A 15,299-nucleotide genomic window follows, 5' to 3' on the forward strand; every position below is an offset into this window, starting at 1 on the left:
GCGAAGAACTTGCAATAACCTAGCAGGCTCCCGCTCCGGGCGGAGGTGAGGGTTCTCTGACCGGCCGTGTGGCGGGTCTGGGAAGATATGCGCATGACCTCGTCCCTTCCGCAATCAGCTGACGTGCTCGTCGTGGGGGCAGGGCCTGCGGGCTCGGCCGCGGCGGCCTGGCTGGCGCGCGCCGGGGTCGATGTCCTGCTGACCGACGCCGCCGTCTTCCCGCGTGACAAGACTTGTGGCGACGGGCTCACCCCGCGCGCGACCCACGAGCTGGTCCGGCTCGGGCTGGAGGACTGGCTGCGGGCGCACCCGGTCTCGAAGGGCCTGCGGGCGCACGGCTTCGGGCAGACGCTGCATCTGCCCTGGCCCGGCGGCACGCTGCCGTCCTGGGGGTCCGCGGTGCCGCGCACCGAGCTCGACGACCACCTGCGCACCGTGGCAATCAAGTCCGGCGCGACGGCAGTCGACGGCGTGCGCGCGGTCGATGTGCGCTGGGACGGCGAGCGGATCGCCGCGGTCGTGTTCGAGGGTGGTCGCGAGGTGGCCTGCCGGTCGGTCGTGGTGGCTGACGGCGTGCGCTCGCCGCTGGGCAAGGTGCTGGGGCGCGAGTGGCACCGCGACACCGTCTACGGCGTCGCCGGGCGGGCCTACATCGCCTCCGACCAGGCTGATGACGAGTGGATCTCCTCCCACCTGGAGCTGCGTGACGAGTCCGGCGAGGCGCTGCCCGGCTACGGCTGGATCTTTCCGCTCGGATCTGGCGAGGTGAACATCGGCGCCGGTGCGCTGGCCACCTCGAAGCGGCCCGCGGACGTCGCGATCAAGCCGCTGATGCGCCACTACACATCGCTGTGCCGCGACGAGTTCGGGCTGAAGGGCGAGCTGCGGGCGGAGAAGTCCGCGCTGCTGCCGATGGGTGGTGCGGTCTCCGGCGTCGCCGGTGCCAACTGGGCGCTGATCGGCGACGCGGCCGGCTGCGTGAACCCGCTCAACGGCGAGGGGATCGACTACGGCCTGGAGACCGGACGGATGGTCGCCGACGCCATCGTCGCGGGCGAGGACCTGGCCACCGCATGGCCGGCGACCCTGCGTGAGCACTACGGCGAGGCGTTCTCCATCGCCCGCCGCCTGGCCGGGATCGCGACCCGACCGCGGCTGGTATCCACCCTCGGACCTGCCGGAATGCGCTCCGAGTGGCTGATGACGCTGGCTCTGCGGTGGATGGGCAACCTGGTCACCGACGAGGACCGCGACCGTGCCGCCAAGGTGTGGCGCTGGGCCGGTCGCGGCTCGCTGGCTCTCGACTCCCGACCCCCGTTCAGCTGATGGCGACGCGGAATCGGGGCCGCAGTGGGCGGCGACGCAAGCTTCCGAAGGTGCAGCGGGTGGGGGCGTACGCCGTCATCATCCGGGCGGGTGCGGCCGCCGAGCCGGAGATCCTGCTCAGCCGGCTCTCGGAGAAGGTCACGCCGGAGGAGCGGTGGACGCTGCCCGGTGGTGGGATCGACCACGGCGAGGACCCGCGCGACGCGGTCGTGCGCGAGGTCTACGAGGAGGCCGGCGTGCCGGTCGAGGTCGGCATCGAGGCGCGGGTCTACTCCGTCCACCAGGCCAAGGCCTGGCGGCTGGGCCGCCGGGTCAACTCCCACGCGATCCGGATCGTCTACGACGGCTGGGTGCCCCACGACGCTCCCGAGCCGCAGACGATGGAGGTCGACGGGTCCACGGCGGAGGCGGCCTGGCTGCCCCTCGCCGCGGTGGTGAGCGGCGAGATCCCGACGTCCCCGCTGGTCACCGATGCCCTCGAGGTGCACAAGCCGGCGCGGATGCAGCGGCTGGCTGCGTACGCGTTCATCACCCGGGACGCCGACGACGCGATCCTGCTCACCCGGATCTCACCGCTCGGCTATCACTCGGGCTCGTGGACGCTTCCCGGTGGCGGGGTCGACTTCGGCGAGCAGCCGCGGGAGGCGCTGGTGCGCGAGGTGGCCGAGGAGTGCGGCCTGACCTGTGAGGTCGGCGTCCTGCTCGACGTGCACGACGTGAACATCACCGGCACCGCTCCTAGCGGTCGTCACGAGGAGTTCCACGGCGTCCATCTCATCTTCGCCGCGACCGTCCCCGACGACGCGGAACCGCGAGTGGTCGAGCAGGGCGGCACCACCGACGACGTACGTTGGGTGACCCGCGAAGAGCTGGCGACACTGCCGCTCCTCGACGTGGTCACCGCGGCTCTCGATGCGGAGAAGAAGGCAGCCTCCTAGTCGTGGTGGACTGCGTCGTACGTGAATGAAAGTTCGTTCACGTGTCCGGGGTGAATGAAAGTTCGTTCACGTGTCCGGGGTGAATGAAAGTTCGTTCACGTGTCCGGGGTGAATGAAAGTTCGTTCACGTGTCCGGGGTGAATGAAAGTTCGTTCACGTGTCCGGGGTGAATGAAAGTTCGTTCACGTGTCCGGGGTGAATGAAAGTTCGTTCACGTGTCCGGGGTGAATGAAAGTTCGTTCACGTGTCCGGGGTGAATGAAAGTTCGTTCACGTGTCCGGGGTGAATGAAAGTTCGTTCACGTGTCCGGGGTGAATGAAAGTTCGTTCACGTGTCCGGGGTGAATGAAGATTCGTTCACGCTCCCAGCGCGAAAGAAAGTTCGTTCGCCGCGCGGTCAGGGGCCTGGCGGGGTCGCCCTCATCATCGTGACCTGGCAGCGACGACCAGCCCCTCGAGCTGTGGGCATCGCTCCTAGCCCAGGTCGGCTTGGGTGCCGGCGCCGTTCTCCTCGGCCGCGGTCAGGATCACCGCCGCCGCGGCGGCGTCCTGGACACCGACGCCCACGGAGAAGTAGGTGACCACGTCGGCGGCGCGGCGGTCGAGGGTGGCAGCGCCGGTCAGGAGGGCGCCGAGGTCGGTGATCCGATCGGGGTCGACCGCCCCGGAGCCGACGGCTTCGACGACCGGGCCGCAGTCGGTGAGCGCTGACGCGCGGTAGTCGACGACGACCGTGGAGCGGGTCAGCAGCGACGGCGGCAGCTCGACGCGGTCGGGGGCGAAGGAGCCGACGCTGGCCACGGTGGTGCCGTTGGTGACCCAGGCGTCCTCGATCACGGGGGTGAGGGACGAGGTGCAGAGGACGACGATGTCGGCATCCCGTACGGCCTGCTCCAGGTCCGTCATGGCAGCCGCATCGTGCGACCCGGCGACCTCCGCGACGGCCGCCGGGTTCCGGCCGAAGACCTGGAGCTCGGCGTCGGGACGGGTCACGGTGAAGGCGTCGAGGTGGGCCCGGGCCTGGGCGCCGGTGCCGACGACGAGGACGGTGCGGGCGTCGGGTGCGAGCTGCTGCATGGCGAGGGTGGTCGCGGCAGCGGTGCGCAGGCCGGTGACGCTGTCGCCGTTGATGATCGCGCGCGGTGTGCCGGTCTCGGCGTCGAGGACCGTGATCACCGAGTGCACGGCGCCCATGCCGCGAGCCTTGTTGGCAGGGTTGACGCTGCCGAACTTGCTCACCGCGGGGGCGTCGGGGGCGATCCGGGAGGAGTAGCAGAACGAGACCGACGAGTCCGGTCCCGGGACGAGGAGCCGGGGAGGCTGGACGGCCTCCCCGGCTCCCAGTCGGGTGAACGCCTCACGCTGGGACTCCAGCGCGAGCTGCGGCGTGAAGATGCTGCGTACGTCGGTGGCGGAGAGGATCCTGACGTTCATCCCGCCACGTTAGACGCTCAGACGGTCGCCTTCTCCGCGGTCTCCTCGAGCGCGACGTCCTTGGTCTCCTTGCCGATCAGCAGGGAGATCAGGGTGATCACCGCCATCACGGAGAGGTAGACGCCGACCAGGACGGGCGAGCCGTCGGCCTGCTTCCACAGCGCGACCGCGATGAACGGGGCGACCGCGGCGCCGAGGATCGAGGCGACGTTGTAGGAGATGCCGGAGCCGGTGTAGCGCACGCTGGTCGGGAACAGCTCGGGCAGCAGCGCGCCCATCGGGCCGAAGGTGAGACCCATCAGCGAGAAGCCGAGGACGAGCCAGAGAAGCACGCCCGGGGTGCCGGCGTCGACCAGCGGCACCCAGGCCAGGCCGAAGACGATGATTCCGAGGGTGACCGCGATCAGCAGGCGGCGGCGACCGAAGCGCTCGGCCAGCGGACCGGACACCATGGTGAAGATGCCGAAGAAGATCACGCCGAAGATCAGCATGAGCACGAAGGTCGTGTAGCCGTAGCCAAGGCCGGCGACCGGAAGGTCCTTGGCCGCGGTGCCGAACGAGAGCGAGAACGCGGTCATCAGGTAGAAGAGGACGTACGTCGCCAGCATGAAGAAGGTGCCGAGGACCAGCTGCTTGCCCTGGTTGCGCACGACCGAGGCCAGCGGGACCTTGCGGACCAGGCCGGCGTCCTGGCTCTTGGTGAACACGTCGCTCTCGACCAGGCGCAGCCGGACCCACAGGCCGACGATCACCATGACCGCGGAGAAGAGGAACGGTACCCGCCAGCCCCACGCCAGGAAGGCGTCGGACGGCTTGGTCGGGTCGGCGCCCTCCGCCGAGAGCAGCGCCGCGATGGTCAGGAACAGGCCGTTGGAGAGGATGAAGCCGAGCGGCGCGCCGAGCTGCGGGAACGTACCGAAGATGGCGCGCTTGCCCTCCGGGGCGTTCTCGGTCGCGACCAGGGCCGCGCCGCTCCACTCGCCGCCGAGCGCGAAGCCCTGAGCCAGGCGCATCAGCACCAGCAGCGCGGTGGCGACCCAGCCGACGGTCTCGTACGTCGGCAGCGCACCGATGAGGAAGGTCGCGATGCCCATGGTGAGCAGCGAGATCACCAGGGTCGTCTTGCGGCCGAGCCGGTCGCCGAGGTGACCGAAGAAGATCGCGCCCACCGGGCGGGCGACCATCGCGGCGCCGAAGACGGCGAAGCTCGCCAGGAGCGCGGTGGTCGGGTCGCCGGCCGGGAAGAAGAGGGCGGGGAAGACGAGGACGGCTGCGGTCGCGTACGCATAGAAGTCGTAGAACTCGATCGTCGTCCCGATGAGACTGGCGACGAGCACGCGCGAGCGCGGGTTGGCCGGTGCGGGGGTGGCGGACATGGTCTCTCTCCGAGGTGTTGATGGGCCCGCCTCTCGCGGGTCGTCCCATTATATGAGAGCCCGATATCGCTCCATGAGACGGGTTCGCGTTGTGGTCGCCGATGGTGGGCGCTGGCCGGTGGCGGCGCCGGGGTCTGTGACAATGAGCGGGTGAATGCGACTGCCTCGGATCTGGCGAATGAGCTGCGCAACCAGGGGATCAGCCGGGTCGACGACTCGCCGCTGGCCCGGGCGCTCTACTCCAGCGACGCGAGCCTCTACCGGGTCGTGCCCTCCGTCGTCGTGCGGCCCCAGTCCCGCGACGAGCTGCTCGCGGTGCACTCGGTGTCCCGCTCGACGGGCGCCCCGGTGACGATGCGGGGCGCGGGCACCTCGATCGCGGGCAACGCCGTTGGCGCCGGCATCGTCGTGGACACGCGCGACCTGCGGACCATCTACGAGATCGATCCGGAGGCGCGGACCGCACGGATCGATCCGGGCGTGGTCCACGCCGATCTGCAGCGCGCGGCCGCCCCGCACGGGCTGCGGTTCGGGCCGGACCCGTCCACCCACACCCGCTGCACCATCGGCGGGATGATCGGCAACAACGCGTGCGGCAACCGTGCGCTGGGCTACGGCCGTACCGTCGACAACATCGAGTCGCTGACCGTGCTCTTCGGCAACGGCGAGCAGGCGGTCTACGCCGACGGTGTCTCCTCCGGGGAGACCGCCGAGCGGCTCCAGGCGCTCGTCGGTGCCAACCTCGGGCACGTGCGGACCGAGTTCGGCCGCTTCGGGCGCCAGGTCTCGGGCTACTCGCTCGAGCACCTGCTGCCCGAGAAGGGCGGCCGGATCGACCGCTTCCTGGCCGGGTCCGAGGGGACTCTCGCGACCGTCCTGGAGACGACCGTGCGGCTCGTCGAGGACTCTCCCGGGCGACTCCTGCTCGTGCTCGGCTACCCGACGATGGTCGAGGCGGCCGACGCCGTGCCCACCCTCCTGCGGGTGGCGCCAGGACGGCTGATCGCGTGCGAGGGGATGGACGCCCGGATCGCCGACCTGGTGCGCGCCAAGGGCCGCGCCGTGCCCGACCTGCCCAAGGGCGCCGGCTGGCTGATGGTCGAGGTCGCCGGCCAGGACGCTCCTGACCTGGTGAAACGCCTCGCTGCCGAGTCGGGCGCGCTGGAGTCGCGGGTGGTCGTCGACCCGATCGAGGCGGCGGCGCTGTGGCGGATCCGCGAGGACGGTGCCGGCCTGGCCGGGGTCTCGCTGCCGACGCCGGCCCACTCCGGCTGGGAGGACGCGGCGGTCCCGCCGGAGCACCTCGGCGCCTGGCTGCGCGACTTCGAGGGGATCCTCTCGGACTTCGGCCTGCACGGCTATCCCTACGGCCACTTCGGCGACGGCTGCATCCACTGCCGCATCGACTTCCCCTTCGCGCCGGACTCGCCGGAGTCGGCGCAGGTGTTCCGCGAGTTCATGACCGCGTGCGCCACGCAGCTGGTCACTTACGGCGGCTCGCTGTCGGGTGAGCACGGCGACGGGCGGGTGCGCTCCGAGCTGCTGCCTCTGATGTACGACAAGACCTCGATCGAGCTCTTCGAGCAGGTCAAGGGCATCTGCGACCCGTCCGACCTGCTCAACCCCGGCAACATCGTGCGGCCGGCGTCGATCACCGACGACCTGCGTCCGGTACGGCCCCGGGCCCTGCCCCGGACCGGGCTGCGGCTCATCCACGACTCCGGTGACCTGGGCGCGGCCGTGCACCGCTGCACCGGCGTCGGCAAGTGCGTGGCCCCGAAGACCATCGGCGTGATGTGCCCCTCCTACCTCGCCACCCGCGAGGAGAAGGACGCGACCCGTGGGCGCGCGCGGGTGCTGCAGGAGGCGCTGGAGGGTTCGCTCGTCGACGGGCTCGGCGACCCCGCGGTCGCCGAGGCTCTCGACCTGTGCCTGGCCTGCAAGGGGTGTGCGTCCGACTGCCCCACGGGCATCGACATGGCGACGTACAAGTCGGAGGCGCTCTACCAGAAGCACGACGTCCTCGGGGAGCGGCGGCCGCGCTCGCACGCTCTTCTCGGGCAGCTGCCGAAGTGGGCCCGGCTCGCGGCGCCGTTCACCCAGATGGCCAACGCGTCCCTGAAGATCTCGCCGCTGGCGAAGATCGCCAAGAAGACCGCCGGCATCGACCAGCGGCGCTCGATCCCGGCGTTCGCGCCGAAGACGCTGAAGCGGTCGGCGCCGGTAGCCCGGCTCGCCACCGAGACCCCGGACGTCTGGATCTGGGCCGACTCCTTCACCGACCACTTCTTCGCCCAGTCGGGCCACGGCGCGATCACGTGGCTCGAGTCGCAGGGGCTGAACGTGCGCGTCATCGGCGAGAAGGCCTGCTGCGGCCTGACCTGGATCACCACCGGCCAGCTCGACGACGCCCGCAAGATCATGGAGAAGACGGTCCGTACGCTGGCCCCCTATGTCTCCTCCGGCGTCCCCGTCGTCGGGCTGGAGCCGTCGTGCACCGCGACCCTGCGCTCGGACTCGGTCGAGCTCTCGGCCCTGCCGGAGGCCGAGGTCGTACGCGACGGCATGCTCACCTTCGCCGAGCTGGTGACCCGCCTGGTGGCTGAGGGGCGGGTGAGCCTGCCCGACCTGAGCGGCGTCGAGGTCGTCGCGCAGCCGCACTGTCACCAGCACGCCGTCCTCGGCTGGACCGCCGACGAGGCGCTCCTGAAGCAGGCCGGCGCGACGGTCACCAAGGTCTCGGGCTGCTGCGGCCTGGCCGGAAACTTCGGCGTCGAGGAGGGCCACTACGAGGTGTCGGTCGCGGTCGCGGAGACGCATCTCCTCCCGGCTGTGCGGTCGCATCCCGACGCGGTCGTCCTCGCCGACGGGATGTCGTGCCGGGTCCAGCTCGACGACCTCGCCTCGGTGCCGACCATGCATCTCGCCGAGCTGTTCGCGTCGCGGGTCTGACGGGTGCCCGCGGTCGGGGATGGGTGTTGGTGCCCGGCCGACGCCTAGAATGAAGCGGTGAACCCGCGTTACCGCCGAATGATCATTCCCGGCGCGCTGGTCGCCCTTCTGCTGGTGGTCGTCATTGCCGGGGTGCTGAATTGAGCAGGGAGTCCGAACCGCTGCTGCGGGCGCTGAACCGGATGCGATCGGTGATCCTCGATCCCGAACAGCTGGTCAAGGCGGTCGCGTCGGGCAAGCAGCGCGGCACCACGCCGAAGTGGCGTCGCGCCGAGATCCGCTACGTCGACCTCAAGGCCGGCCGACACCTGCAGATCACGACGTACGACGCGACCCAGGCGTTCACCGCGAACCATCCCGTAGGAGATAGTTCGTCACTGGACGATCTTCTCGACGAACCGTTCGCCAACTGGATCGTCACGACCGCGACCGAGCAGACCCAGATCCAGGCGAAGACGCCGACGACGGCGCTCGTCTCGACCACGGAGCTGACCGCGCCGGTCGAAGTCGAACGTGGCCATGACCAGGCCAAGGAGCGGCTGCTGCCGGAGTCCGACCCGGTCTTCCGGGTGCTCGGCCTCTCCGACAAGGACGGGAAGCTGAAGCCGTCGCGCCAGGCGAAGTACCGCCAGGTCGAGGAGTTCCTGCGGCAGCTCGACGCCGCCCTGACGGACGCGATGAAGTCCGGCAAGGTCCGTCGGCCGACCGCGGAGGAGCCGCTGCGGATCATCGACCTGGGTGCCGGCAACGGCTACCTGACGTTCGCCGCCCAGCGCTACCTCACCGAGGTCCGCGAGCTGCCCGTCGTCGTCACCGGCGTCGACGTCAAGGAGCAGTCGCGGGAGCACAACTCGAAGATCGCCGACGAGCTCGCCAAGGAATTCGGATACAGCAAGGCCGAGTTCGTCGCCGGGACGATCGAGGGCGTACAGCTCACCGAGAAGCCCGACGTGGTGCTCGCCCTGCACGCCTGCGACACCGCCACCGACGACGCGCTCGCCCGCGCGGTCGAGTGGGAGGCGCCGCTGGTGCTGGCCGCGCCGTGCTGCCACCACGACATCGCCGCCCAGCTCCGCAAGGCCCCGACCCCGGCGCCCTACTCGATGCTCACCCGCCACGGCATCCTCCGCGAACGCTTCGCCGACACCCTGACCGACGCCCTGCGCGCGAGCCTGCTGCGCCTAGCCGGCTACCGCGTCGAGGTGGTGCAGTTCGTGGAGAGCCAGCACACCCCGCGCAACACCATGCTCCGCGCGATCCGCACCGGCTCGCCGGTCAAGGGCGGCTCGGTGAAAAAGGAGTACGACGACCTCGTGGCCGAGTGGGGCGTACGTCCGAAGCTCGGCGAGCTGCTCGCCGACCGATGAAGGCGGTCGTCGCCGCTGCGGGCGCGCTCGGACTGGTGCTGATCTCGTCCGTGCCCGCGCACGCCGCCGGTGACGACGTCCTCTTCTCCTTCTCCGACCCGACGATCAGCGAGGCCAGTGCGCTGACCCCTCTCGGCGAGGGTCTGTACGCCACCACCAACGACTCCGGCGACAGCGGCCGCGTCTTCACCGTCGACTCGCGCGGCGACACGGTCGGGGTGACCCACTGGGCGGCGGACCCGGTCGACGTCGAGGGGCTCGCACCCGCCGGCGGCAACCACGTCTGGGTCGGCGACATCGGCGACAACAACAGCGTCTGGGACTCGATCCGGATCGCGAAGGTACGCGTCGGGCGGGGCGAGCGGACGGTCTCGCCGACCGTCTACGAGCTCGTCTACCCCGACGGGCCGCACAACGCCGAGTCCCTGCTGGCCCACCCCGACGGTCAGGTCTTCGTCGCCACGAAGGACTGGGGAGGCGGCCGGCTCTACGCCGTCCCGAAGCGTCTCGACCCCGACGGCCCCAACCGGCTGAAGGAGGTCGCCCCGGTCATCCCGATGGCCACCGACGGTGCCTTCTTCCCCGACGGCAAGCACCTGGTCGTACGCGGCTACTACTCCGCCACGATCTACGACTGGCCCTCGATGGACCGCGTCGGTTCGTTCCGGACCCCCGACCAGGAGCAGGGCGAGGCCATCGGCGTCACCGCCAAGGGCGAGGTGGTCGTGACCAGCGAGGGCATCCGGGCCGAGGTGATCCGCGTCGACCCCGAGCTGGTCAGCGAGGTCCTCGGCGAGGAGCCGACGCCGACCGCGGACCCCAGCCCCGATGCCACCGAGCCGGCGGACGACGAGACCGGCGCCGAGGACAGCGACGCGGGCGACGAATCCGGCGGCGGGTCGGTGGGGCCGGCCGCGCTCGTGGTGCTCGCCGTGGCTGCGTACTTCATCTTCCGCAAGCGCTCCTGACGCCGAGTCGGCTCGTCAGGACGAGCCGGGTCGGCGGGTCAGAGGCGGTCGACGACCCAGTCGATGCAGGCGGTGAGGGCCTCGATGTCGGCGGCGTCGACGGAGGGGTACATCGCGATCCGGAGCTGGTTGGTGCCGACGCCGCGGTAGGCGTCGAGGTCGACGACGCCGTTCTCGGCCAGAACCGACCGGAGGAGATCCTTGTCGATGCCGGCGTCGAGCTCCACGGTGCCGACCACCAGGGAGCGGTGGGTCGGGTCCTCGACGAACGGCCGGACGTACGGTGCCTTCTCGGCCCAGGCGTAGAGCGCGTCGGAGGAGGCCGTGGTGCGGGCGACCATCGCGTCGAGCCCGCCGGAGCCGTTCATCCAGTCGAGCTGCTCGGCCATCAGGAAGAGCGTGGCGACGGCCGGGGTGTTGACGGTCTGTCCGCTGCGGGACTGCTTGATCGCCTCGGTGAGCGAGAAGAACGACGGGATGTGCCGGCCGCTCGCCGCGATCTCCTCGGCCCGCGCGATCGCGGCCGGGGAGAGCAGCGCCAGCCACAGGCCGCCGTCGGAGGCGAACGACTTCTGCGGCGCGAAGTAGTAGACGTCGCTCTGGGTCACGTCGAGCGGCAGCCCGCCGGCGGCCGAGGTCGCGTCGACGATGGTGAGCTGGTCGGCACCGGCGCCGGCAGGACGTACGACCGGAGCCATCACGCCCGTCGAGGTCTCGTTATGTGTCCAGGCGTAAACATCGACACCGTCCTCCTGGGACGGCACCGCCAGACCACCGGGCTCGGCCGAGATCACCGACGGGTCCGCCAGCCACGGCGTAGCCTTGGCCGCGGAGAGGAACTTCTTGCCGAACGCCCCGAAGACGGCGTGCTGGCTGCGCTCGCGCACGAGGGCGTACGTCGCCAGGTCGAAGAACGCCACCGAGCCGCCGTTGCCGATGACGACCTCGTAGCCCTCCGGCAGCGAGAACAGGTCGGCCAGCCCGGACTGGACCCGGCGGACGAGATCCTTCACCGGCTGCTGGCGGTGGGAGGTGCCCATCACCGAGACCCCGGTCGCGGCGAGCGACTCCAGGCGCCCGGCGGGCACCTTGGACGGCCCGGACCCGAAACGTCCGTCGGCGGGCAGGAGGTCGGCGGGGATCTGCAGCGTCATAAACCCATTCTCGCAAGAGGCGGGCGTCGGCCAGAATACCGACGTGTCTGTTGAGATTCGCCGGGTCGCGTACGACCACCCGGATGCGCAGAAGCTGGTCGACCGGGTCCAGGAGTTCTACGTCGAGCGTTACGGCGAGCCCGACCACGACCCGACCCTGCCGGAGATGTTCGAGGGCCTCGCGGGCGCCTACTTCCTGGCCTATCTCGACGACGTCCCGGTCGCCTCCGGCGCCTGGCGCCGCTCCGGCGAGTCCGTGCTCGGGACCGTGGTGACCGCCGAGATCAAGCGGATGTACGTCGTCCCCGAGGCCCAGGGCCAGGGCCTCGCCAAACGCATGCTCGCCCACGTCGAGGCCTCGGCCCGCGAGGCCGGCTTCGAGGCGATGGTCCTCACCACCGGTGGCCTCCAGCACGAGGCCATCGGCCTCTACGCGGCCAACGGCTACATCGACGTCGAGCCGTTCGGCTACTACAAGGACGACGACCTGGTCGTCTGCATGGCCAAGCGCCTCGACGGCTAGAGCACGCCGGCAGCCGCGGTCCGGATGTCGCACCCCGGGCATCCGACGTACGGACGTTAGCGTGTGCTCGTGGCCCTTCGAACCGCCGTCGCGATGCGCGCTTGGTACGCGGTCGTCGCCGTCGTCGTCGGTGTGGGATTCGTGCTGCAGTTCTATCTGCTGTTCACGGGCGGCGCGGACGCGAACTCGGGCGAGTCGGGTCATGAGATCCCGCTGGCCGTACGCTTCGCCAGGCTGTTCAGCTTCTTCACCGTCGACAGCAACGTGCTCGTCCTCGCGGTGGCCACCGCGGTGGCGCTCGGGCGGGCCGCGAACAGCGTGGCGTCGCGTGCGATCGGGCTGAGCGCGCTCCTCGGCATCACGGTCACGGGCACGGTGTTCAGCCTCGTGCTCGCGCCCGGCATCGAGCTGCGAGGAGAGGCGGTCGTCGCGACCAACCTGTTCCACATCGCCAGCCCCGTGCTGTTCGTGCTCGGCTGGTTGCTGTGGGGCCCACGGCGCCAGTGGGATGTGCGGATCGCCGTGCTCGCCTTCGTCTGGCCGATCGCCTGGCTGGTGCTCACCCTCATCCGAGGCGCGATCACCGGCTGGTATCCCTACCCGTTCCTCGATGTCGGCCAGAACGGCATGGTCCCTGTCCTTCTCAGTGCGGCCGCGGTGCTCGGCTACGCGATCGTGCTGACAGCGGTCCTCCTGCTGGTGGACCGGTACGCCCCGGTGGCGTCTCTCGACCACGTCGGCCGGTCGAGCAGCCGCACGACCTAGCGGTGGCCACCCCTTACAACGCAGGAACCGACCGGCTCGAGCCGGTCGGTTCCTGCGTCGTGATGTCAGCGGGCGGTCACTTCGCCCAGTCGGGGTTCCAGCCCTCGACCGCGTCGGCGGGGCGCGGGGCGGGGCCGGTGTAGATGGCAGAGGGCCGGATCAGGCGGCCGGTCTTCTTCTGCTCCAGGATGTGGGCGGACCAGCCACCGGTGCGGGCACAGGTGAACATCGAGGTGAACATGTTGGCCGGGATCTCGGCGAAGTCGAGGACGATCGCGGCCCAGAACTCGACGTTGGTCTCCAGGACCCGGTCGGGGCGGCGGGCACGAAGCTCCTCCAGAGCCGCCTTCTCCAGCGCCTCGGCGACCTCGTAGCGGGGCGCGTTCAGCTCGCGGGCGGTGCGGCGCAGCACGCGCGCACGCGGGTCCTCGGCGCGGTAGACGCGGTGGCCGAAGCCCATCAGCCGCTCGCCCGAGTCCAGCAGACCCTTGACGTAGGAGGCCGCGTCGCCGGACTTCTCGACGTCCTCGATCATGCCGAGCACGCGGGAGGGTGCGCCGCCGTGCAGCGGGCCGCTCATCGCGCCGATCGCGCCGGAGAAGGCCGCGGCGACATCGGCGCCGGTGGAGGTGATCACCCGGGCGGTGAAGGTGGAGGCGTTCATGCCGTGCTCGGCGGCCGAGGACCAGTAGGCGTCGATGGCGTGGGCGTGGGCGGGGTCGGCCTCGCCGCGCCAGCGGATCAGGAACTTCTCGGCCAGCGTCTTGCCCTTGTCGACCTCGCGCTGCGGCACCACCGGCAGATGGATCGAGCGCGCCGACTGGCCGGCGTACGACAGGACCATCACGGCCACGCGGGCGAGGTCCTCGCGGGCCTGCTCGTCGGAGATGTCGTAGGTCTGACCGAACCCGAAGGCGGGCGCGAGCATGGGGATGGCGGCCTGGACGTCGACGCGTACGTCACCGGTGTGCACCGGCAGGTTGTAGGCCTCGGCGGGCGGCAGGCCGGGGCCGTACGAGCCGTCGATCAGCAGGCCCCAGACGTTCTCGAACGGCACCCGCCCGACGATGTCCTCGATGTCGACCCCGCGGTAGCGAAGGGCCGAACCCTCTTTGTCGGGCTCTGCGATCTCGGTCTCGAAGGCAACGACGCCCTCGAGACCGTGCTGTACCTGGCTCACTGCCTTCTCCGTTCTCTGTTGTCATGGGCATTGTGCCGCATCCTGGCTTCGACCCGGGCGTGGGGCGCGGTCGTGGTAGGGGGTCCGGCGCTACTGTCACCACCATGGACCTGGGGAAGCTCGTCGGTGGCCTCAACACCAAGGACATCGACAAGGTGATCAAGCTGATCACCGAGAACAAGGACGTGCTGGCGGCGCTCGAGCGGCTGCCGCAGCTGTTCGACTCCTTCGGCGAAGGGCTCGAGGCGGCCGGTGGGCGCGCCCGCGAGGCCGGTGCCGTACTGATCGGGGACGGCGCGGGCGGCGTCAAGGACGCACTGGGCGACGTCGCCACCTCGCTGGGCGGCATCTCGGCCGCGATCTCGAAGGGCGTCGACCGGCTCGCCGATGTCGCCGAGGGGCTCGGCCGGGTGCCGATGGCCGACGGCCCGGCGAAGTCGATCGCGAGCGCCGCGAAGGAGATCGGCGGCGCCGGCTCGGCGCTCGACGACCTCTCCGGCTCTCTCGAGACGATCGCCGAGCTGCTGGCGAAGGTCGGTTCGGCTCTGGAGCAGCTGGGCGACAAGCTCGACGAGTCGGGCACCCAGGTCAAAGGTTTCATGGGCTGATCCGGATGGGTCGAGTCCCCGACACCGGTGACTCCACGACGTCGTAGGTTGAGACCATGGATCTCTCAGCTGAGCTGGCGGCCGCGCGTGAGTCTTACACCCGCAGCGGTCTGACCGAGGACGACCTCGCGGCAGACCCGTTCCAACAGTTCGAGAGGTGGTACGTCGAGGCCCGTGACGCGGGCATCGTCGAGCCCAACGCGATGGTGGTCTCGACCGTCTCGGCGGACGGCGCACCCTCGTCGCGGACCGTGCTGCTGAAGGGGTTCTCGACCGAGGGCTTCACCTTCTTCACCAACACCGCCTCCCGCAAGGGCTCCGACCTCGCGCGCAACCCACGCTGCGCGGTGCTCTTCCCGTGGCACCCGCTGGAGCGTCAGGTACGCATCGACGGCGTCGCCCGCGAGCTCTCCGCAGCAGACGTCGAGGCCTACTTCTCCCAGCGTCCGCGCGGCTCCCAGCTCGGCGCCCACGCCTCCCACCAGAGCCGGGTCGTCTCCGGGCGCGAGGAGCTGGAGGCGGCGTACGCGCGGGTCGAGGCGCAGTTCGAGGGACAGCCGGTCCCGGTGCCGGAGGAGTGGGGCGGCTACCGGGTCGAGCCCGAGACCGTGGAGTTCTGGCAGGGGCGGCCGGGGCGGATGCACGACCGGCTCGTCTACCGCCGCGAGGGCGACACGTGGCGCACGGAGAGGCTGGCTCCGTGACGGGG

At 70.4% G+C, this 15,299-nt stretch carries 13 protein-coding genes; 9 read left to right on the forward strand and 4 right to left on the reverse strand.

Going from position 1 to position 15,299, the window contains the following annotated elements; genetic code table 11:
• Positions 1 to 93: 93 nt before the first annotated feature.
• Entirely contained in the window at positions 94 to 1,326 is a 1,233-nt protein-coding gene (locus tag ACWZJV_RS17560; protein ID WP_457177472.1) for a geranylgeranyl reductase family protein, read from the forward strand.
• Between the two features lie 59 nt (positions 1,327 to 1,385).
• A complete protein-coding gene (locus tag ACWZJV_RS17565; RefSeq protein WP_196876532.1) occupies positions 1,386 to 2,264 on the forward strand; it encodes an NUDIX domain-containing protein in 879 nt (292 codons plus the stop codon).
• A 473-nt stretch (positions 2,265 to 2,737) separates the two neighbouring features.
• Here the strand turns inward: ACWZJV_RS17565 and ACWZJV_RS17570 are convergent, their stop codons facing one another.
• Together ACWZJV_RS17570 and ACWZJV_RS17575 are read right to left on the reverse strand one after the other, a co-directional pair.
• Positions 2,738 to 3,697, reverse strand: coding sequence for an ornithine cyclodeaminase family protein (locus ACWZJV_RS17570; RefSeq protein WP_457177474.1), 960 nt, complete (start codon positions 3,695 to 3,697; stop codon positions 2,738 to 2,740).
• 17 nt (positions 3,698 to 3,714) lie between these two features.
• Positions 3,715 to 5,073 (reverse strand): MFS transporter, encoded by a 1,359-nt coding sequence (locus ACWZJV_RS17575; protein ID WP_008362831.1) that lies wholly within the window; start codon positions 5,071 to 5,073, stop codon positions 3,715 to 3,717.
• A gap of 150 nt (positions 5,074 to 5,223) precedes the next feature.
• Here ACWZJV_RS17575 and ACWZJV_RS17580 point away from each other — a divergent pair, with 150 nt between their 5' ends.
• The 3 genes from ACWZJV_RS17580 (at position 5,224) to ACWZJV_RS17590 (ending at position 10,360) form a co-directional block, all read left to right on the forward strand.
• Positions 5,224 to 8,025, forward strand: coding sequence for an FAD-binding and (Fe-S)-binding domain-containing protein (locus tag ACWZJV_RS17580; RefSeq protein ID WP_457177476.1), 2,802 nt, complete (start codon positions 5,224 to 5,226; stop codon positions 8,023 to 8,025).
• Between the two features lie 140 nt (positions 8,026 to 8,165).
• Positions 8,166 to 9,392: a class I SAM-dependent methyltransferase gene (locus ACWZJV_RS17585; RefSeq protein ID WP_457177478.1), complete on the forward strand. Its 1,227-nt coding sequence runs from the start codon at positions 8,166 to 8,168 to the stop codon at positions 9,390 to 9,392.
• The gene (locus tag ACWZJV_RS17590; RefSeq protein ID WP_457177480.1) at positions 9,389 to 10,360 is read left to right on the forward strand and encodes a hypothetical protein; all 972 of its coding nucleotides are present in this window, start codon (positions 9,389 to 9,391) and stop codon (positions 10,358 to 10,360) included. The genes ACWZJV_RS17585 and ACWZJV_RS17590 overlap by 4 nt, the downstream gene beginning before the upstream one ends.
• 38 nt (positions 10,361 to 10,398) lie before the next feature.
• Here ACWZJV_RS17590 and serC read toward each other — a convergent pair whose 3' ends face one another.
• Entirely contained in the window at positions 10,399 to 11,514 is a 1,116-nt protein-coding gene (gene serC / locus ACWZJV_RS17595) for a phosphoserine transaminase (protein WP_457177483.1), read from the reverse strand.
• A 43-nt stretch (positions 11,515 to 11,557) separates the two neighbouring features.
• On the opposite strand from serC, the gene ACWZJV_RS17600 reads away from it, so the two are divergent.
• Positions 11,558 to 12,037 (forward strand): GNAT family N-acetyltransferase, encoded by a 480-nt coding sequence (locus ACWZJV_RS17600; RefSeq protein WP_457177485.1) that lies wholly within the window; start codon positions 11,558 to 11,560, stop codon positions 12,035 to 12,037.
• A 69-nt stretch (positions 12,038 to 12,106) separates the two neighbouring features.
• On the forward strand, positions 12,107 to 12,802 hold the full coding sequence (locus ACWZJV_RS17605; RefSeq protein WP_457177488.1) for a Pr6Pr family membrane protein: 696 nt from the start codon (positions 12,107 to 12,109) through the stop codon (positions 12,800 to 12,802).
• A gap of 76 nt (positions 12,803 to 12,878) precedes the next feature.
• Here the strand turns inward: ACWZJV_RS17605 and ACWZJV_RS17610 are convergent, their stop codons facing one another.
• Positions 12,879 to 13,982, reverse strand: a complete 1,104-nt coding sequence (locus tag ACWZJV_RS17610) for a citrate synthase 2 (RefSeq protein WP_008362820.1) — start codon at positions 13,980 to 13,982, stop codon at positions 12,879 to 12,881.
• Positions 13,983 to 14,086: 104 nt separating this feature from the next.
• Between ACWZJV_RS17610 and ACWZJV_RS17615 the strand changes: the two genes are divergently transcribed.
• A complete protein-coding gene (locus ACWZJV_RS17615) occupies positions 14,087 to 14,590 on the forward strand; it encodes a hypothetical protein (RefSeq protein WP_008362818.1) in 504 nt (167 codons plus the stop codon).
• Between the two features lie 56 nt (positions 14,591 to 14,646).
• Positions 14,647 to 15,294 (forward strand): pyridoxamine 5'-phosphate oxidase, encoded by a 648-nt coding sequence (pdxH, locus tag ACWZJV_RS17620; RefSeq protein ID WP_457177491.1) that lies wholly within the window; start codon positions 14,647 to 14,649, stop codon positions 15,292 to 15,294.
• The last annotated feature ends 5 nt before the right edge of the window (positions 15,295 to 15,299 follow it).

It is taken from the genome of Nocardioides sp. WG-D5, from assembly GCF_054031175.1.

What these genes read in the sequence shown, in the direction of transcription:
- ACWZJV_RS17560 (WP_457177472.1), top strand. Translation starts at nt 94, where the DNA reads ATGACCTCGTCCCTTCCGCAATCAGCTGACGTGCTCGTCGTGGGGGCA.
- ACWZJV_RS17570 (WP_457177474.1), bottom strand. Translation starts at nt 3,697, where the DNA reads ATGAACGTCAGGATCCTCTCCGCCACCGACGTACGCAGCATCTTCACG.
- ACWZJV_RS17575 (WP_008362831.1), bottom strand. Translation starts at nt 5,073, where the DNA reads ATGTCCGCCACCCCCGCACCGGCCAACCCGCGCTCGCGCGTGCTCGTC.
- ACWZJV_RS17590 (WP_457177480.1), top strand. Translation starts at nt 9,389, where the DNA reads ATGAAGGCGGTCGTCGCCGCTGCGGGCGCGCTCGGACTGGTGCTGATC.
- serC (WP_457177483.1), bottom strand. Translation starts at nt 11,514, where the DNA reads ATGACGCTGCAGATCCCCGCCGACCTCCTGCCCGCCGACGGACGTTTC.
- ACWZJV_RS17615 (WP_008362818.1), top strand. Translation starts at nt 14,087, where the DNA reads ATGGACCTGGGGAAGCTCGTCGGTGGCCTCAACACCAAGGACATCGAC.
- pdxH (WP_457177491.1), top strand. Translation starts at nt 14,647, where the DNA reads ATGGATCTCTCAGCTGAGCTGGCGGCCGCGCGTGAGTCTTACACCCGC.